This is a genomic window from Serratia nevei, from assembly GCF_024160145.1.
Lineage (GTDB): Bacteria > Pseudomonadota > Gammaproteobacteria > Enterobacterales > Enterobacteriaceae > Serratia > Serratia nevei_A.
The window spans coordinates 1-19,130 of sequence record NZ_JAMYWQ010000036.1 but is presented as its reverse complement, the minus strand read 5'-3'; the positions used below and the strand labels follow the sequence as shown (position 1 = coordinate 19,130).

Below are 19,130 nucleotides of genomic sequence, written 5' to 3'. Positions count from 1 at the left end.
AAAAATTTGCATCCTGCGCCAGTGAGACAACAATTAGTTTTGACGTTTCCCCCCACGGCACCGGCAGTGCGCCGGGCGCTTTACTCTCATCGTCAACGGAGGCGAACATGAGCCTGTATGCAACCCTGGAAGAAGCTATCGAGGCCGCACGCGACGAGTTTATCGACACCGCCGAAGGCGGCAGCGATGACGAACCGCCGGTGCCGCAGCAGTTCAATCTGCAAAAATACGTGATGCAAGATGGCGACACGATGTGGCAGGCCGAGTTCTTCGAAGAAGAAGGCGAAGCGGTGGAATGCCTGCCGCTGCGCAGCGGTGCGGCAGCGCAGGCGATTTTCGACGGTGACTACGACGAGGTGGAAATCACCGCCGAGTGGATAGACGAGAATACCCTGTATGAATGGGAAGAAGGCGACTTCCAGCTCGAACCGCCGCTGGATACCGAAGAAGGCCAGGCCGCGGCCGATGAATGGGATGAACGTTAACCCGCACCACGTTTTGATCGCCAGGGAGGCGCCATGATGATTCGTCAGGCTCGTTCTACCGACTACCCCGCCATCCTGCAACTGCAGGGGGAAAACGTGCCGGAAGCGCTCAGCGAGCGCCAAAAACGGCAGGGATTTATCGTATCGCGCATGAATGAGGCGCAGCTGACGGCGATCAACCGCGGCATCGGCATACTAGTGGCCGAACAGGAGGGCCAACTGGCAGGGTTTGTTTGCCTGATGCCCGCCGACGTGCAGCCGCGGCCGCCGGTGGTGGATGCGATGCTGGCGACGCTCGCCACGCAATCCTTCGCCGGGCGGGCGCTGAGTGAGCAGCGGGTGTTTCTCTACGGCCCGGTTTGCCTCGACGCCGCCTGGCGCGGCAAAGGCGTGCTGAAACGCCTCTACGCCGCGGTCAAAGCGCACACCAGTCATGACTATGACGTGGGCGCGCTGTTTATCGACGACGATAACCCGCATTCGTTGGCCGCGCACGTGCAAGGGCTGGGCATGACGGCGCTGGCGTCTTTCCATTGCGGGCAGAAAGGTTATCAGCTGGTGGTATTCGCCACCCGCTGAACCGGTTTATTCATAGGGGCCGTGCTGCGCATCGAACGGCAGCATAAAGGTGTCGACCACCATCGACAACGGCACGTCTATCACGGTGACGTAACGCCAGGGCGTGTCGCGCAGATCCCACTGCACGCCGGGATAGTACTGGTGGCCATGCCCCGCGCCGGGCACGGTACGGCTAATGATGCTGCCGCAACCGGTTAAGACCATCACGCCGGCCGCCACGCAGACCAGCCGAAGGGAGGAAGAGAGCTTCACGACATCGACTCTGAGCAAGGGGTTGTTTCGCGAGTGAACAACGCATCGGCCGCAGTCTACCACAGTTCCCTTTTTCCGCCGGCACCGGCACGCGTAAGCAATAGGTAAAAAAACGGGGAACGCGCCATGCGCATTCCCCGTCGAACATTGCCGTTTAGCGATTAACGCCGGCCCGTTGGGTGCGCCAGCGGGTTGTGCGGCAACTGCTGATAGTGCTCACGCCAGGCGGCGCCTTCCGGCAACAGCCAGACGCGCTGGTGCAGACGAGCCAGCGTGACCGGATCGCTCAGCAGCTCCAGACGTTTGCCCTTCACCAGCTTCTCCGGCCCCAGCTGCAGCGCTTCGTTCACCCGCTCCTCGCGGTTGCGATCGAGGGTAGCGCGCAGATGGTGACGCGCCGTCGCCAACGCCGTCGCCAGCGCGTTGAAGGACGGGTTGACCACGGCGTGCATAAAGCCGTTGGTCAGCGCGCGGTTGCGGTTGAGATGCAGGTACTCTTCCGTCGCCAGCAGCTCGCGCGGCGGGTTGTACTCTTCCGGGATCAGGAACAGCTTGGCGCGTTTGCTCTTCATGCCCAGCGTCGCGCGGCTCGACAGCACCGACACGAACGGCGACAGGATCAGCGAGAACACGATCGGCGACAGCCACCACAGGAAGCGCAGATCCAGCCACGCCATGCCGCCGGCCCACACCAGGCCCAGCAACATCTGCGAGCCATGGCGGCGGAACGCTTCGCCCCACGGCGTATCGTCATCGTCACGCTGCGGCGAATTCCACACCACTTCCCAACCGAGGAACGCGCTCACCACGAACACGGTATGGAACAGCATGCGCACCGGCGCCAGCAGCACCGAGAACAGCATTTCCATCAGCATCGAAATGAACAGACGGAACGCCCCGCCGTACTCTTTCGCGCCCTTGGCCCAGATCAGCACGATGCTGAGCAGCTTCGGCAGGAACAGCAGCACCAGCGTGGTGGAGAACAACGCTATCGCCAGCTCGGGCCGCCACTGCGGCCAGACCGGGAACAGCTGCCGCGGCTGCAGGAAGTATTGCGGTTCCATCAGGGTGTGCACCACCTGCAACGCGGTGGAGAGCGCCAGGAACATGAACCACAGCGGCGCCGACAGGTAGGACATCACGCCGGTCAGGAACACCGCGCGGTGCACCGGATGCATGCCTTTCACCAGGAACAGACGGAAGTTCATCAGGTTGCCGTGGCACCAGCGGCGGTCGCGTTTCAGCTCGTCCAGCAGGTTCGGCGGCAGCTCTTCGTAACTGCCCGGCAGATCGTAAGCGATCCACACACCCCAGCCGGCGCGGCGCATCAGCGCTGCTTCGACGAAGTCGTGCGACAAGATTGAACCGGCGAAGGAACCCTCGCCCGGCAGCGGCGCCAGCGCACAGTGCTCGATAAACGGCTTCACGCGGATGATGGCGTTATGGCCCCAGTAGTGCGACTCGCCCAGCTGCCAGAAGTGCAGGCCGGCGGTGAACAGCGGCCCGTAGACGCGGGTGGCGAACTGCTGCACGCGCGCATATAGGGTATCCATGCCAGACGCCTTCGGCGCGGACTGGATGATGCCGGCGTTCGGGTTGGCTTCCATCAGACGCACCAGCCCGGTAAGGCATTCGCCGCTCATCACGCTGTCGGCGTCCAGGATCACCATGTAGCTGTACTGCCCGCCCCAACGACGGCAGAAGTCGTCGATGTTGCCGCTCTTGCGTTTTACGCGGCGGCGGCGGCGGCGATAGAAGATGCGGCCGTGGCCGTCGACATCGCGGCACAGCTCCATCCACGCCTTTTGCTCGGCCACGCAAATGTCCGGATCGTAGCTGTCGCTCAGCACGTAGATATCGAAGTGTTCCAACTGACCGGTCGCGGCGACGGACTCATAGGTCGCACGCAGGCCGGCGAACACGCGTTCGACGTCTTCGTTACAGATAGGCATGATCAGCGCGGTGCGGTGCGCCGGGTTGATCGGCTCATCGCCCTTGATGGTGGAGGAAATGCTGTATTTGTCTTTGCCGATCAGCAACTGCAGGAAGCCCATCAGCGCGGTCCAGAAACCGGCCGAGACCCAGCAGAACAACACGGCAAACAGGATCAGAATGCCGGTCTGCAGCACATACGGCAGCAGTTGCAGCACCGACTGCATCAGGTCCTGATCCAGCATGGCGACAGGATCGATCAGCGCCCAACCCTGATAAGGCAAGATGGTTTTCATGTACCAGGTGGCGATGCCGGTCTGAACCAGCATCAGCACCAGCAACACATAGCGGCGCATAGAGCCGACGATACGCCAGCGGTTCTCGGCCTCGGCCTCTTCTTTGGTGGCGTGCCGATTGTGCGGCGAACGCCCCAGCAGAGAATCCCAGAAGCGCGCCACCGGGTTGGTGCGCCAGGCTTCCGGGAACATGGTGGTCCGTTTGATCGGCGGCGTCGCCTTCAGAATGGCGCGCCCTTCGGCGTCGGTATCGAAGTCGTCATCGCTGACCGCATCCGGCCAGGCGCTTTCAATACGCGGTTTGACCGAGGCCAGCGCCACATCGTCCGCCGACAGGCTGTCGACGTTGGCGTCGGCAGCGCCCATCTGCCGATGGAGCGCCTCCAGTGCCTGAGCGTCATCCAGCGTCTGAGGGTTGAGCGCCTCCGACCGCTCGGCGGTCAGAGGCAGCGCCGCAAGATAATCCTGGGCGGGGTGAGTAGACTTATTCATTTGCAGGTAGCTGATAGCTCCAGGTTTCCGACAGAGTCTTATCGCCATTGACCAGCGCCGCGCGCATTTCTACCGGCTTCTTGTCGTCTTTGACTTTCAGACGCACCGTCAGACGCCAGCCTTTGGTCACTGGGTTATAGCGGACGTTGTTTTCGACCATTTCACCGTTGTCGCCGATGCTGACCTGAGAAGCAACCGGCGTGTTGGCGTCCAGCCCTTTCAGCACCGGGCCGACGAAGTCGACCAGGAAGGCCACGCTGCCGTCAGGCTCGCGGATCAGGTTGGACTGCTTCACGTCGCCGGTCGAACGCATGGTGCGCGCCACATAGGCGATGTCTGGCGAATGCAGTTTGTCTTCATCGCGGGTAAAACGCAGACGATAGCTGAGCGACAGCGGCTTTTTGGCTTCCGGCAGCGTATCCGGCGTCCAGAACGCCACGATATTGTCGTTGGTTTCATCCGCCGTCGGGATCTCCACCAGCTCGACCTTGCCTTTACCCCAGTCGCCCTTCGGTTCGATCCAGGCGCTCGGGCGCAGATCGTAACGATCGTCCAGATCTTCGTAATCCTTAAAGTTGCGGCCGCGTTGCAGCAGACCGAAGCCTTTCGGATTTTCGACGGTGTAGGTGCTGACGGACAGGTGCTTAGGATTGTTCAGCGGGCGCCAGATCCACTCGCCGTTGCCGGCATGGATAGACAGGCCGTTGGAATCGTGCAACGCCGGGCGATAGTTCAGCGTCGGCGACGGCTGGCTCGGCCCGAACAGGTACATGCTGGTCAGCGGCGCCAGGCCCAGTTTGCCCACCTTGTCGCGCAGGAACACTTTGGATTCGACGTCCACGGTGGTGTCGCGGCCCGGGATCACGGTGAAGCGGTAAGCACCGGTGGCGCGCGGGGAATCCAGCAGCGCGTAGATCACCAGATGCTTGTCGCCCTGCTTCGGACGCTCAACCCAGAATTCGCGAAAACGCGGGAACTCTTCGCCGGACGGCAAGGCGGTATCGATAGCCAGGCCGCGAGCGGAAAGCCCGTAAACCTGCCCTTTACCCACCACGCGGAAATAGCTCGCGCCCAGCAGGCTCATGATCTCATCGTTTTTGTCGGCGCTGTTGATCGGGTAGATCACCTTAAAGCCGGCAAAGCCGAGGTTTTTCACCGATTCAGGGTCGTGCTTGACCGAACCGAAGTTGAAGTAATCCGGGCTGTACTTGATCTGTTTTACGCTGGTAGAGCTGACTTCGTTGATTTTCACCGGCGTATCGAAATACATCCCCTGATGATAAAACTCAAGCTTGAAAGGGGTTTTCAGCTTGCTCCAATAGGCTTTATCGTGATTGAACTGAATCTGCTGATAGTCTGCGAACTTCATCTCGCGGAACTGAGAAGGAAGGTTGCTCTTCGGGGCTTCGAAACCTTTCGCCGCCAGATCCTGCGCCTGCTTGGCCACATCATCAATAGAAAAGGCCCATGCCGGCGAACTGAACAGCGTGAACAATACGGTAGCACCTAACCAACGAACGCTCGTGGCGCGTGGTTGTCCGGATAATATATTAACTAGCACATCCCCCCCTATTCGTGTGCTCAAATCATTTAAATCCATATTAATGGATTACTCAGCTTTCCGACAACATGATAAATGGATGGTTCATGCTTACGGCTCATTGTTTAAGCAGCTGATGGAACACCAGCGTAGCAAGCCGCGCAACAAGACGCTATGGAAAAATGCGGGGGGCTATAGTAGGGTTCCGGATAACAATTTAACCTTTGACGACTTATTAAGCGTGTTAATGAGCACCCGATTAAATCACCAGCGGTAATCTATGACTAAAGGCAGCAAACAGCGCGAGTTTTTCCTCGATTCGATCCGAGCCTATTTGATGTTGCTCGGCATTCCGTTTCACCTGTCACTGATTTATTCCAGCCACGCCTGGGCGGTGAACAGCGCAGTCCCCTCCTTCTCGCTCACGGTGTTGAACGACTTCATCCATGCCTTCCGCATGCAGGTGTTCTTCGTGATCTCCGGTTACTTCTCCTACATGCTCTACGAGCGCTACGAGCGCCACCGGTGGCTGAAGGTCAGGCTGGAGCGGGTGGCGATCCCGTTGCTGAGCTCTATCCCGCTAATTACGGTGCCGCAGTTTTTCATGCTGAAATATTTCACCGATAAATTAAGCGGCTGGGATGAGTTTTCTGTCTATCAGAAAATAAATGTAACAGTTTGGGAATTGGTTTCTCATCTGTGGTTCTTATTGACGTTGTCATTGTTAACCTGCACCTGTTTTTATCTGTTCCGCAAAATCAAGCGTCAAACCCGTGAGCATATTCCGGCGATAATAAATAGACTGCGTGGATTAGGAAACATCTCACTGTGCTTCTTTATTTATGCGCTATGCTATTCGGCCGCGCACCGCATTATTTTAATTTTCGCGCCGCAGCTATTATCCAACGGTCTGTTCAATTTCGTGGTGATGGAGACGATGTTCTACCTGCCGTTCTTCATCCTCGGCGCCTATGCGTTTAAGTACGTGTGGCTTAAGGAGATTTTCCTGCGCCGTTCGCCACTGGCGCTGCTCGGCGCGCTGCTGCTGTTTATCGCATATATGCTGAACCAGAAACTGTTGGCGCACAGCAGCTATATGTTCGAGCTGGAAGTGGTGATCAAAAGCCTAATGGGGATCCTGATGACCAATGTGGTGTTCTCGTTCGGACATAACCTGCTGAATTATCACTCGCCGCGCATCACCTATCTGGTCAACGCCTCGCTGTTTATATATCTGGTACACCATCCGTTGACCCTGATATATGGCGCTTTCGTGACGCCTTATATCGGCAACAACCTGCTGGGATTCCTGCTGGGCCTGCTGTTTGTCTTCTCGCTGGCCTTCGCTTTATATGAACTGCACAAACGCATTCCGATACTGCGCTTCCTGTTCTCTGGCAAACCGCAATAATCCTTTGCCCTGCAAACCTGACCGTTTGCAGGGTTTTTCTGTCATATTGCCGCCGCGCAAAAAGCCTATACTGGTCGTTTGCATGCAGAGCACACATTGCTCAGCCTGGCGGTGCCCGTTCGGGCAAAGTGGTACGGCTGCATAGGTAACCTAGCCGTTATAACTGCAATGCATAAGTAAAAATCCGGATCCCTGCCTTAACGGTAGTGATTGGGCTCAACACCCCCGAAGGGCTGCGCGATCGTTTCATTCAATCGTTAGCGTTAGCTGCATCTCCCTTCCGTCACGACAGAGAGGATTTTGAATGACCGATAAAAAGACCCCGGCTCAAGAAGCCGTAGCGGAAAACGCCACCTTGCTGAAGATCCTCGGCAGGCTGCTGTCCGCACTCGACGCTTCGATCAGCGGCAAAGAACGCAGCGTTTTGGTAACAGACCTCTCCAACTTCAATCTCGACGGCATTTCCGAAACGGAAAGAAAGCTGGCTACCGAGCTGATCAAACGGGCGCTGGAATCGCTCGACCATTAACCCTGGCGCGCCTGCAAACCATTAGGCCTGCCTGCGCGGGCTTAATGGTTTTACTCTCCGCAGCGATCGGGCATTGTTGCCAAAGCAGAAATACAGCAGTCTGATAATGTTGAATAAAAGGCAGAACTTCCCCTCTTCCCCTCACTTTCTTAGTTTAATCGCATCAAAGGGCAATAATTGATCGGTTGTTTTCGCAATCAGCCTTGGCGTTTTACCCACTAAACACGTTATCATCGACACACGCGCAGTGCCCCTATCCCCCAGCCTCAGGAGAGCGATATTTTGGATGCCAGCACCATTAACAGTTTGTTCGTCATCGGTGCCGTGCTGGTGGGGGCAAGCATTCTGCTCAGCTCATTTTCTTCCCGCCTCGGTATTCCGATCCTGGTCATCTTCCTGGCGATCGGCATGCTGGCCGGCGTCGACGGCCCCGGCGGCATCGTCTTCAGCAATTATCCGGTCGCTTATCTGGTCAGTAACCTCGCGTTGGCGGTGATCCTGCTCGACGGCGGCATGCGCACCCGGGTCAGCTCGTTCCGCGTCGCCCTGTGGCCGGCGCTGTCTCTCGCCACCGTCGGCGTGGTGATCACCGCCGGCCTGACCGGCATGGCCGCTGCCTGGCTGTTCAATCTCGATCTGCTGCAGGGATTGCTGATCGGCGCCATCATCGGCTCCACCGACGCCGCCGCGGTCTTCTCGCTGCTGGGCGGCAAAGGCTTGAACGAGCGCGTCAGCGCCACGCTGGAGATCGAGTCCGGCAGCAACGATCCGATGGCGGTGTTTCTCACCATCACGCTGATTGCGATGATCGCCGCCGGGGAAACCGCGCTGAGCTGGACCTTCCCGCTGCATCTGATGCAGCAGTTCGGCATGGGCATCGTCTTCGGTCTGGGCGGCGGCTGGCTGCTGCTGACGCTGATCAACCACATCAAACTGGCGGACGGCCTCTATCCGTTGCTGGCGGTAAGCGGCGGCATTCTTATTTTCGCGCTGACCACCGCGCTGGACGGCAGCGGCATTCTGGCGGTGTACCTGTGCGGCCTGCTGCTGGGCAACCGGCCGATCCGCAACCGTCACGGCATCGTACAAACCTTCGATGGCCTGGCCTGGCTCAGCCAGATCGGCATGTTCCTGGTGCTCGGCCTGCTGCTCAACCCGCACGAGCTGCTGCCGATCGCCATCCCTGCCCTGCTGCTGTCGCTGTGGATGATCCTGTTCGCCCGCCCGCTGTCGGTGTTTATCGGCCTGTTGCCGTTCCGCAGCTTTACCCTGCGCGAGCGCGGCTTTATCTCCTGGGTCGGCCTGCGCGGCGCGGTGCCGGTGATCCTGGCGGTGTTCCCGATGATGGCCGGGCTGCCCAACGCCCAGCTGTTTTTCAATGTGGCGTTCTTCGTGGTGCTGGTCTCCCTGCTGCTGCAAGGCACCACGCTGTCGTTTGCCGCCAAAAAAGCCAAGGTGATCGTGCCGCCGGCGCTGACGCCGATCTCCCGAGTGGGTCTCGACGTGCACCCGGAAAACCAGTGGGAGCAGTTCGTTTATCAGCTTTCGGCGGAAAACTGGTGCGTCGGCGCGGCGCTGCGCGAGCTGAAAATGCCGCCCAATACCCGCATCGCCGCCCTGTTCCGCGGCAAAGAGCTGCTGCACCCCAGCGGCAGTACGCGCCTGCGGGAGAACGATATTCTGTGCGTTATCGGCCATGAGCACGACCTGCCGATCCTCGGCAAGCTGTTCAGCCAGGCACCGGCCGTGACGCTCGACGAGCGTTTCTTCGGCGACTTTATCCTGCAGTCCGACGCCCGTTTAAGCGACATCTCGCAGGTTTATGGCCTCAATTTGCAAGACGACGTGGACGAACAGCAGACGCTTGGCCAGTTCGTCATTCAACTGATCGGCGGCGAGCCGGTGATCGGCGACCAGGTAGAGTGGGACGGCCTGACCTGGACCATCGCCGAAATGGACGGCAATCAAGTCAGCAAGATCGGCGTCAGGATCGTGGCCGACTAACGGGGCCGGCATTATCACGCGAGGGAACTTCTGGCCTTAAGAACGTTCTTAATCTCTGTCATGATGTTTCGGGGACGGCGCAGCTAAATTATATCCGTTTGATATGAAAATAATTTAACGGCGGCAACCACAGGATTAGGGACGTGAACGGCAAGACTCGATTTCTTTCGGTGATGGTGATCATGGCACTGGCCGTAGCGGTGCTCGATCTCAGCATCGCCGGTTTGGTCCACAGGCTTTTAATTGGATAATTTGAACGTGACGCAGCGGGAACAAGAAAAAGACATTCTGGGGAAAATACTGGTAACGGTGTCCGCGCTTTGCCTGATTCTGGTGGCGGCGTTCCTGATCTGGGGATTCGTGCTGGAGTGATAACGTGCGATGCCCTGACATAAAAAAACCGCCGCGGCGGTTTTTTTATCGGTCAGGCGATCAGATTTTGCAACCTTCGCAGTCTGCTTCGTCTTCAAGAAACTCAGGAACCTCTTTTACCTTCTGCGCCGCTTTTTCTTCGGCTTTCGCCAGTTCGGCATCGATATCAAAATCGAAAATATCATCACTCATCGCTTGGTCCTCACTCTGCTTCGCGTTCAAACGCTGAGTATAATCGACAAGCCGCCGGCCGGAAACCTTTCAGTTTGCCGCCGCCAGCTGCGGCTGCTCATCCTGCGGCTTTTTTCCGTAGGCCAGATCGTACACGTCGTAGAAGTCGATTTCGCCTTTATTGCCGATGATCACTCGCATCTTCTGTTTCAGCGCGGCGCCGATGGACGGATCATCCAGCAATTGCTGCACCGCATAAGGCGACAGCGCGCGGGTGAAGTACCATTCGCCGTTGTAGCAAACCCGCAGATCCAGCACCCCGATGTCCTCAAAACGGTATACCGGTCGGATCTCGATCAGCAGCATGGCGAACATAAACAGCACGAAGGCGGTGAAGCCCAGGAAGGCATACATTCCCATATACGGCACCTGGTACATGACGGCGATCACCGCGAAATAACCGGCGAACATGGCCAGGCACAGATAGCGGTGAGTACGGGCGAATTCGCCGTTGAAGCGCGGCTTGCCGTCACGCCCTTCGCGCCGGTTAATCTGTTCAATCTCTCTAACCAAGATGCTTTTAATCGCGTCCATCGTTACAACCTTATGCTGGGTACAGCATTACCATCCAATCTCACCGCTAAAAGTAACACAAGTACAGTTTCGCCGGGTAGATCAGTTAGCCAACTTAATGGCGGCAACTGTTATAGTTCGGATTCAGCGCGGCTGAGCGGCTTTGCCTTGCGCAAACATGAACATGCGCTGTGCCACGTCGTCGGCCTGTTTGATTTTCTGTTTTTGCGGTTCGTTGCTGCGTTGAATGGCGCGGGCATAGGCGATTTCATGAGCCTGATCGATCATCGCGATGATCCGGTCACGTTCGGTCTTCTCCATATTGCCCAACATGGTGGTGATAATCGCCTGATAAGCGTTGGACGCAGCGCTCAGCGCTTTCTCTCTCGCCTCAAGGGCGGCGACGCGTTGCAAAAGTTCCTGCAGTTGCTCGGAGTGAGACATATCGACCTCCTGTTGCCGGGCAGCAAACCTGCCTGCTTACAGTTTAGCAAAGGATCGAAAGAGAAAGAGGAAGGAAAGCCAGCGGTTACGGTAAAGCACACCCGAAAATCCCAACGAGGAGCCGATAGTGCAAATCAACCTGGGTGCGCTTTACGATAAGCGCGGTGACGCGGTGAGATGAAGGGAAGAAAGCTGGCGCGCTATGCAGGACTCGAACCCGCGTCTATCAATTTTCAAGCCAAAACAAGCCATTATAAAACCAATCACTCTGCCAACTGAGTTAATAGCGCGTTCCTTCGCTTCGGGGCGCCATTATCCACAACAACATTATGGACTCAAGCTTTTTCAGCATAATACCCTGAATTTACAGATAAGTCTTAGGCTATCGCCAGCGTTATGGCATTACGGCAGCTCAATAATCCGGTAATCGCCGGCGATGAGCGGCTTGCACAAAATCTTGTAGCCATCGCTGTCGAAATGACTGGCCGCGCTCTGCAGCCGCTGCGCCTGCGCCAGGCTGCTGACCGAGCCCAGATAAAACCAATTGTGTATCACATGGTACTGACGCAACGTCTCGCCCTGTTCTTCCAATGCCACTCGCCCGGCAAACGGCCAACAGGCAATACGCAGCTGCTCAAGCGCCGCGCCGAGCCGCCGCGCATGTTCCTGCGCCGGCTCCATGCCGCAGCAGGCGCCGGCGCACTTGCGCAGGCTGTAGCGGAAGCAGGCGCGCCCGGCGGGCAGCTTGTCGATCCCCAGCTTGCCGTAACATAAACGATGCTCGTCGGCGATAGCGCGCAGCTTTTCCAGCGCGGCATGGCGATTGGCAAACAGCCCATAAAGGTGGGGCGTGACGGCGAAATCGATCTCCCTGGCGTGGGCAATCGTCACCGTGTCCGCCTGCAGACGCAGCGCGCACAGCTGTTTCGATCGCCGCAGGCGTTTGTTGAACAGCGGCTGTTGTTGCTTGATCAACTGCGCCTCCAGCAGCAGTGCCCCCAACTCGCCCGCAGTCTCGATAAAGCTGATATGCCGGGTTTGCCGCAGCATCTTAGCCTCGTCCTGCGCGCGGAAATGCGCCATTACCCGGCTGCGTACGTTGACGCTTTTACCGATGTAAAGCGGCAGGCTTTCGCTCTGGCCGTGAAACACATAGACGCCCGGCCCTTTGGGCAACGGCGCCAGGCAGGCGCGCAGGTGCTCCGGGTATTGGTAAAGGTCGAGTTCCGGCTCGAGGCGGTTTGGCATCATGGCGACGGCGTTATCCTGCTGATAAATGAATACTGGTTTTTTAGCCAGTATAGCGTACCGCGCAGCCGGTTGCCCACCCGGCGGATAATAACTCACCGTGATCTTTAGCGGGAAAGCCTTTACTATCCCCTTTCCAGCGGGAAAGCGCCTCACGTTTAGCGCCAGTTCAGGCTGGCGCTGCCATGATGGCAGACTGGAACCGCCGCTTTTATCGTTATGGAAAACCTGGGCATGTCATCACTGAAACTCACACCCCGCCGTCTGGCGCTGATCGCCGTCATCATTTTCATCGCCGCCGCCATCGCGCTGGCCCTCTACTGGCAACGCCCGCCGCAGCAGGATTACGTTACCGCGCCGGCCCGCCTGGGCGATATCGAGAACGCCGTGCTGGCCACCGGGCGACTGGATGCCGTCGAACGCGTTAACGTCGGCGCGCGGGTCTCCGGCGAAGTCAAATCGCTGAAGGTCAAACTGGGCGATCGCGTCACCAAAGGGCAGCCGATCGCCGACATCGACGATCTGCAACAGCGCAACGACCTGCGCAACGCCGAGGCGGCGCTGAACGTCATCAAGGCCGAACTGCAGGCCAAGCAGGCACAGCTGAAGCAGGCCGAGTCGCGTTTCAAACGTCAGCGGCGCATGCTGAACGACGAAGCCAGCTCGCGTGAAGACTTCGAAACCGCCGAGGCCACGCTCGCCACCACCCGCGCCGAACTGCTTTCGCTCAATGCGCGCCTGGTGCAGGCGCAGATTGAAGTCGACAAGAAAAAGATCGATCTGGGGTATACCCGCGTGGTCGCGCCGATGGACGGCATCGTCATCGCCGTGGTCACGCAACAGGGGCAAACGGTCAACTCCACCCAAAGTGCGCCGACTATCGTCAAGCTGGCGCGGCTGGATATGATGACCATTAAGGCGCAGATCTCTGAAGCTGACATCACCCGCATCTCTCCAGGGCAAAAGGCTTACTTCACCATTTTCTCCGATCCGGATAAACGCTACGACGCCACGCTGCGCACCATCGAACTGGCGCCGGAATCGGTAATGAAAGACGACTCGCTCGCCGGCACCAGCTCCGCGTCCGGCTCCGGCACCTCGAACGCGTCGGTCTATTACAACGCGCTGCTCGACGTGCCCAACCCGGAAAACCGCCTGCGCATCGCCATGACCGCGCAGGTTTCCTTGCTGCTCGGCGAAGCGAAAAACGCCCTGCTGGTGCCGATCCAGGCGGTGCATAAAACCGACGGGAAAGTGCAGCAGGTGCAGGTGCTGACCCAGGGCCAGCGGCTGGAAACGCGCGAGGTGACCACCGGCATCACCAACAATGTCGACATTCAGATCCTCAGCGGCCTGAAAGCCGGTGAAACCGTGGTGCTGTCGCAGCCCGCCGCCAAATCGGCTGAGGATGGCATTTTCCTGTGAACGCGATCATCGAGCTAAAAGGCATCAGCCGGACCTACACCAACGGCGGTCAGGCGCTGACAGTGTTGAAAGACATCGATTTGACCATCGCCGCCGGCGAGCTGGTGGCGATCATCGGCGCCTCCGGCTCCGGCAAATCGACGCTGATGAACATCATGGGCTGTCTCGACGTGCCGGATCGCGGCGACTACTACATCAGCGGCCAGAACGCCGCCCACCTGTCACCGGACGAACTGGCCCGCCTGCGCCGCGAGCATATCGGCTTTATCTTCCAGCGTTATCACCTGATGCCCGATCTCAGCGCGCTGGGCAACGTTGAAATTCCGGCCATCTACGCCAACGCCCGGCGCGATCGGCGGCGGCAGCGGGCGGCGCAACTGCTGGCGCGGTTGGGCCTGGAGGGACGCGAAGACCACAAGCCCGGGCAGCTTTCCGGCGGCCAGCAGCAGCGCGTCAGCATCGCGCGCTCGCTGATCAACGGCGGCGAAATTATCCTGGCGGACGAACCGACCGGCGCGCTGGACACCCAATCCGGCCAGGAAGTGCTGGCGATCCTCAGCGAGCTGAATCAGCGCGGCCACACCGTGGTGATCGTCACCCACGATATGAACGTGGCGCAGCATGCGCAGCGCATCATCGAGCTGCGGGACGGCGAGATCATCGCTGACAGCGGCCGCCAATCGGCACCCGCCGCAGCGCTGCCGCCGCCGAACCGCAGCCGGCAAAGCGGCTGGCAAAGCCTGATCGACCGCACCCGTGAATCGCTGCACATGGCGCTGAAGGCGATGAACGCCCATCGCCTGCGCACCGCGCTGACCATGACCGGTATTATCTTCGGCATCGCCGCCGTGGTTACGGTGGTGGCACTGGGCGAAGGCGCCAAGCAGCGCACGCTGGAGAATATCAAGGGGCTCGGCACCAACGTGGTGAGCATCTATCCAGGGCGTGACTTCTTCGACGATGCCATCGACAGCATCCGCACCCTGCTGCCGGCCGACGCCGACGCATTGGCGCAGCAAAGCTTCGTCGACAGCGTCAGCCCGGAGGTCAGCGCGTCCGACAGCATCCGTTTTCGCAGCAAATCCGCCACCGCGTCAATCACCGGCGTCGGGCGCGATTATTTCCGCGTCAACGGCATCACGCTGGTGCAAGGCGCCACCTTCCGCGACGATCGCAACGCGCTGCAGGAAGTGATCATCGACGACAACGCGCGCCAGGCGCTGTTCGGCGATTTCGGCGTCGAACCGCTCGGCCAGATCGTATTTCTCGGCTCGGTGCCGGCACGGGTGGTCGGCGTCGCCAAAAGCGAACGCAACTATGCGCCCAACCGCATCAGCGTCTGGATGCCCTACAGCACGGTGATGTACCGCATGGTGGGCAAGACTACGCTCAGCGGCATCACCGTGCGGTTGAAGGATGACGTCGCCAGCGAAGCCGCCGTCAGCGCCATCACACAACTGCTGACCCAGCGCCACGGGGTGAAGGATTTCATGACCTTCAACCGCGATCAGTTCCGTAAATCGATCGAGCGCACCTCGATGACGCTCAGTTTGCTGATCCTGATGGTGGCCTCGATCTCGCTGGTGATCGGCAGCCTGGGCGTGATGAACATCATGCTGGTCTCGGTGACCGAGCGCACCCACGAGATCGGCGTGCGCATGGCGGTCGGCGCACGGCGCAGCGATATCATGCAACAATTTATGATAGAGGCGGTGCTGGTCTGTCTGATCGGCGGCGTCTTGGGCATCGCGCTGTCGTTCGCCGCCGGCTCGCTGTTCACCTCGCTGGCGGGCGGCATGTTCACCGCCATCTATTCCTGGCAAGCCGCCGCGACGGCGTTTTTCTGTTCAACCTTAATCGGCATGATCTTCGGTTATCTCCCCGCCCGCAAAGCGGCAAGGATGGATCCGGTCGTTTCATTGGCCAGCGAGTAACCCATGAAAATTTTATCTCCCCTGGCGTTAAGTCTCGCCGCCCTGCTCACCGCCGGCTGCGGCAACGCCCTGAAAAGCGACTACCGCGCGCCGCAGGTCACTTACCCAACGAGCTGGCAGCATGCGGCCACCAACGCCGCGCCGACACCATTCGATTGGCGCGATTTCCACGATCCCAAGCTCGATCGCTGGCTGCAACAGGTGATGGCAAGCAACAACGATCTGGCCGTCGCCGCGCTGCGTGTCTACCGCGCGCGCCTCGAGGCTGAACGCGTCGGCATCAGCACCGCGCCCGACGTCAACGCCTCGTTGAACAGCGGCATCAATCGCCCGCTGTCGGAATCCTCCGCATGGAATAAAACCAGCGGTGCGTCTCTCTCGACGAGCTATGAAGTCGATCTGTGGGGCAAATTGGCGCGCCAGCGCGACGCCGCCGAGTGGGCCAGCCAAGCCTCCGAGCAGGATTTGCAGGCGGTGCGCCTGACGCTGCTGGCCAACGCCGCCACCAATTACTGGCGCATCGGCTTCCTCAATCAGCAGATCGGTGTCAGCCAGGCGAGCATTACCTATGCCCAACAGACGCTGCGGCTGGCCAACGCCCGCTACCGCGCCGGCAGCATCTCGGCGCTGGACGTGGTCAACGCGGAACAAAACGTGCTGACGCAGCAAAGCCGGCTGCTGGCGTTGCAACACGAACACCAACAGGCCCTGAACGAGCAGGCGGTGTTGTTGGGCGCTCCTGCCGGGCAGGCCACGTTCGCACCCGCGCGCCTGCCGACAACGGCGATGCCGCAGATCAACACCGGCATTCCCGCCAGCGTCTTGAGCCGTCGCCCGGATCTCAGCGCCAAAGAGCTACGGTTGCGCGCCGCCCTGGCCAACGTCGACGAAAAACGCCTGCAATACTATCCCGCGTTCAGCCTGACCGGCTCGCTGGGCGCCAGCAGCAGTGCGCTGCTGGAGTTCCTGCGCAATCCGACAGGCAGCCTCGGGGCGGGCCTGACGTTGCCGTTCCTGCAATGGCGGCAAATGGGCGTGGATATCAAGATCGCCCGCAATGACTACGAACAGCAAGTGCTGGAATTCAGACAGGCGCTGTACAAGGCGATGGGCGATGTGAACAACGCCCTGTCGCTGCGTGCGCAGCTGTCGGCGCAGGAGACGCAATTGCAGGCCTCGCTGGCGCTGGCGCGCAAATCGGAACGGCTGAACGAGGTGCGATATCGGCAGGGCGCCGTCACCATTACCGACTGGCTAAACGCTCAGGAGCAACGCCGTCAGGCGGAACTGGCCGTGGACGAAAACCGCTTCGCGCAGTACCAAAATCTGGCGAAAATCTACCTGGAATTCGGCGGTTCGTCAGTGCCATAACCCGGTGGCCTGGCCATCTGGCCAGGCGCTTTTTTGCCGAAAACACATCAGTTTTTCCTGTTTTATCCCCCGCGCTCTCTATACTTTAAGCATCGCCCATCAGACGAAAAATCGCCAAATTGCGCAATTATCAGACCATTCTCGCACCAAATTAGTGCAAAAACTTAAGTTAAACTGCTGAATTTGATCGTCGCAAGATATAACGTTAAGCTATAGATGCAAAATAATTAGTCACCTAAATGACATAACCTCGGCATGAATGACGTTATTTTGTGATCCACACCGCAGTTTTAATGTGGATAATGAATCGTCTTGAACCGCGATTCGATTAGCCGATTTGATAACTCGAAAACAACAGTGAACGGAGATTACGCTTTCACAAACGACGAATAATTCATTAAGGGATGATTATATGAAGTTAAGAAAAAAACGACATAAACCAATGCACATTAACGACATCACCATCATCGATGACAGCAAACTCAAGAAGGCGATCACCGCGGCGGCCCTCGGCAACGCGATGGAGTGGTTCGACTTCGGCGTATACGGCTTTGTCGCCTATGCGCTTGGCCAGGTCTTCTTCCCCGGCGCCTCGCCCGGCGTACAAATGATTGCCGCGCTGGCGACCTTCTCCGTGCCCTTCCTGGTGCGTCCGCTCGGCGGTCTGTTCTTCGGTGCCATGGGCGATAAGTTCGGCCGGCAAAAAGTCCTCTCGGTCACCATTATCATCATGGCGGTCAGCACCTTCTGTATCGGCCTGATCCCATCCTATGCGTCGATCGGCATCTGGGCGCCGATCCTGCTGCTGCTGGCCAAGCTGGCGCAGGGCTTCTCCGTCGGCGGTGAGTATTCCGGCGCGGCAATCTTCGTCGCCGAATACTCGCCGGACCGCAAGCGCGGCTTTATGGGCAGTTGGCTGGACTTCGGCTCCATCGCCGGTTTTGTGATGGGGGCAGGCGTGGTGGTACTGATCTCCAGCATCGTCGGCGAAGCCAACTTCCTCGACTGGGGCTGGCGTATTCCGTTCTTCATCGCTGCGCCGCTGGGCCTGATCGGTCTCTATCTGCGCCATGCGCTGGAAGAAACCCCGGCATTCCAGCAGCATGTGGACAAGATGGAGAAAGACGATCGCAACGCCATCGAAAATCCGCCGAAAACCTCGTTCAAAGAGATCGCGGCCAAACACTGGAAAAGTCTGCTGGTGTGCGTCGGCATCGTGATTTCCACCAACGTGACCTATTACATGCTGCTGACCTACATGCCGAGCTACCTGTCGCATAACCTGCACTACTCGGAAGATCACGGCGTCCTGATCATCATCGCCATCATGATCGGCATGCTGTTCGTGCAGCCGGTGATCGGCCTGACCAGTGACCGCATCGGCCGTAAGCCGTTCATTATCGGCGGCAGCATCGGCCTGTTGGCGCTGGCGATCCCGTGCTTCATTCTGATCAACAGTAACGTGATTGGCCTGATCTTCGTCGGCCTGCTGGTGCTGGCGGTGCTGCTCAACGCCTTCACCGGGGTGATGGCCTCGATTCTGCCGGCGATGTTCCCGACGCATATCCGCTACAGCGCGCTGGCGATTTCGTTCAACATTTCGGTGCTGATCGCCGGTGCGACGCCGACCGCCGCCGCCTGGCTGGTAGAGGCGACCGGCAACCTGTACATGCCGGCCTACTATCTGATGGTCGTGGCGGTGATCGGTCTTATCACCGGTCTGTACATGAAAGAAACCGCCAACAAACCGCTGCGCGGCGCGACGCCGGCCGCTTCGGACCGCACCGAGGCGAAAGAACTGCTGCAGGAGACCTACGACAACATCGAACAGAAAGTCGAGGATATCAACGCGCAGATCGCCGAGCTGGAAAAGAAAAAGCAGATCCTGATCGACCAGCATCCCAAGCTGGACTGATCGGCGCTGAAAGACAAAAGCCACCCGGTTGGGTAATGCCGATCGTTTAAGGATCAATTGACCGATCCTGTGGTTGCTGTACAAAGGGTCCATGGCATCGTCATGGACCCTTAAAATGGAACTTTCCCAGGCTCTTGGCATTATCAATTTCACCACA

Annotated in this window: 17 protein-coding genes and 1 tRNA gene; 10 read left to right on the top strand and 8 right to left on the bottom strand. The window is 58.8% G+C overall.

Annotation, left to right across the window (positions count from 1 at the left end):
• Positions 1-107 precede the first annotated feature (107 nt).
• Entirely contained in the window at positions 108-485 is a 378-nt protein-coding gene (locus M6G53_RS20180) for a MysB family protein (RefSeq protein ID WP_253334079.1), read from the top strand.
• Positions 486-518: 33 nt separating this feature from the next.
• Complete coding sequence (locus M6G53_RS20175) at positions 519-1,064, top strand: GNAT family N-acetyltransferase (protein ID WP_253334077.1); 546 nt, start codon at positions 519-521, stop codon at positions 1,062-1,064.
• 6 nt (positions 1,065-1,070) lie between these two features.
• On the opposite strand, the gene M6G53_RS20170 is transcribed toward M6G53_RS20175, so the two are convergent.
• The 3 genes from M6G53_RS20170 to M6G53_RS20160 form a co-directional block, all read right to left on the bottom strand.
• Positions 1,071-1,268 (bottom strand): YceK/YidQ family lipoprotein, encoded by a 198-nt coding sequence (locus tag M6G53_RS20170; RefSeq protein ID WP_046688460.1) that lies wholly within the window; start codon positions 1,266-1,268, stop codon positions 1,071-1,073.
• 209 nt (positions 1,269-1,477) lie between these two features.
• A complete protein-coding gene (gene mdoH / locus M6G53_RS20165; protein ID WP_253334075.1) occupies positions 1,478-4,036 on the bottom strand; it encodes a glucans biosynthesis glucosyltransferase MdoH in 2,559 nt (852 codons plus the stop codon).
• Positions 4,029-5,597, bottom strand: coding sequence for a glucan biosynthesis protein G (locus M6G53_RS20160; protein ID WP_253334074.1), 1,569 nt, complete (start codon positions 5,595-5,597; stop codon positions 4,029-4,031). Before M6G53_RS20160 ends, mdoH begins: the two co-directional genes overlap by 8 nt.
• 259 nt (positions 5,598-5,856) lie before the next feature.
• Here M6G53_RS20160 and mdoC point away from each other — a divergent pair, with 259 nt between their 5' ends.
• From mdoC to M6G53_RS25530, 4 genes are all read left to right on the top strand, one after another.
• Positions 5,857-6,987 carry a glucans biosynthesis protein MdoC gene (gene mdoC / locus M6G53_RS20155; protein WP_253334073.1) on the top strand — a complete coding sequence of 377 codons (1,131 nt, stop codon included), beginning with the start codon at positions 5,857-5,859 and terminating at the stop codon, positions 6,985-6,987.
• A gap of 304 nt (positions 6,988-7,291) precedes the next feature.
• On the top strand, positions 7,292-7,516 hold the full coding sequence (locus M6G53_RS20150; protein ID WP_253334072.1) for a hypothetical protein: 225 nt from the start codon (positions 7,292-7,294) through the stop codon (positions 7,514-7,516).
• A 282-nt stretch (positions 7,517-7,798) separates the two neighbouring features.
• The gene (locus M6G53_RS20145) at positions 7,799-9,520 is read left to right on the top strand and encodes a potassium/proton antiporter (protein WP_253334071.1); all 1,722 of its coding nucleotides are present in this window, start codon (positions 7,799-7,801) and stop codon (positions 9,518-9,520) included.
• A gap of 243 nt (positions 9,521-9,763) precedes the next feature.
• Complete coding sequence (locus M6G53_RS25530; RefSeq protein ID WP_301286265.1) at positions 9,764-9,892, top strand: hypothetical protein; 129 nt, start codon at positions 9,764-9,766, stop codon at positions 9,890-9,892.
• Positions 9,893-9,952: 60 nt separating this feature from the next.
• On the opposite strand, the gene M6G53_RS25525 is transcribed toward M6G53_RS25530, so the two are convergent.
• From M6G53_RS25525 to cho, 5 genes are all read right to left on the bottom strand, one after another.
• Entirely contained in the window at positions 9,953-10,084 is a 132-nt protein-coding gene (locus M6G53_RS25525; RefSeq protein ID WP_015377413.1) for a hypothetical protein, read from the bottom strand.
• 69 nt (positions 10,085-10,153) lie between these two features.
• The gene (locus M6G53_RS20140; RefSeq protein ID WP_253334070.1) at positions 10,154-10,657 is read right to left on the bottom strand and encodes a YlaC family protein; all 504 of its coding nucleotides are present in this window, start codon (positions 10,655-10,657) and stop codon (positions 10,154-10,156) included.
• A 123-nt stretch (positions 10,658-10,780) separates the two neighbouring features.
• Entirely contained in the window at positions 10,781-11,080 is a 300-nt protein-coding gene (locus M6G53_RS20135) for a sigma-S stabilization anti-adapter protein IraP (protein ID WP_016928230.1), read from the bottom strand.
• A 193-nt stretch (positions 11,081-11,273) separates the two neighbouring features.
• A tRNA-OTHER gene (locus tag M6G53_RS20130) sits at positions 11,274-11,370 on the bottom strand.
• A gap of 112 nt (positions 11,371-11,482) precedes the next feature.
• Positions 11,483-12,331, bottom strand: a complete 849-nt coding sequence (gene cho / locus M6G53_RS20125) for an excinuclease Cho (RefSeq protein ID WP_253334069.1) — start codon at positions 12,329-12,331, stop codon at positions 11,483-11,485.
• 231 nt (positions 12,332-12,562) lie between these two features.
• Between cho and etsA the strand changes: the two genes are divergently transcribed.
• The 4 genes from etsA (at position 12,563) to proP (ending at position 18,973) form a co-directional block, all read left to right on the top strand.
• Complete coding sequence (gene etsA / locus M6G53_RS20120; protein ID WP_494546274.1) at positions 12,563-13,753, top strand: macrolide efflux RND transporter periplasmic adaptor subunit EtsA; 1,191 nt, start codon at positions 12,563-12,565, stop codon at positions 13,751-13,753.
• Complete coding sequence (locus M6G53_RS20115; RefSeq protein ID WP_253334067.1) at positions 13,750-15,687, top strand: MacB family efflux pump subunit; 1,938 nt, start codon at positions 13,750-13,752, stop codon at positions 15,685-15,687. Before etsA ends, M6G53_RS20115 begins: the two co-directional genes overlap by 4 nt.
• Positions 15,688-15,690: 3 nt before the next feature.
• Complete coding sequence (gene etsC / locus M6G53_RS20110; RefSeq protein ID WP_253334065.1) at positions 15,691-17,058, top strand: macrolide efflux RND transporter outer membrane subunit EtsC; 1,368 nt, start codon at positions 15,691-15,693, stop codon at positions 17,056-17,058.
• A gap of 412 nt (positions 17,059-17,470) precedes the next feature.
• Complete coding sequence (gene proP / locus M6G53_RS20105) at positions 17,471-18,973, top strand: glycine betaine/L-proline transporter ProP (RefSeq protein ID WP_253334063.1); 1,503 nt, start codon at positions 17,471-17,473, stop codon at positions 18,971-18,973.
• Positions 18,974-19,130 lie beyond the last annotated feature (157 nt).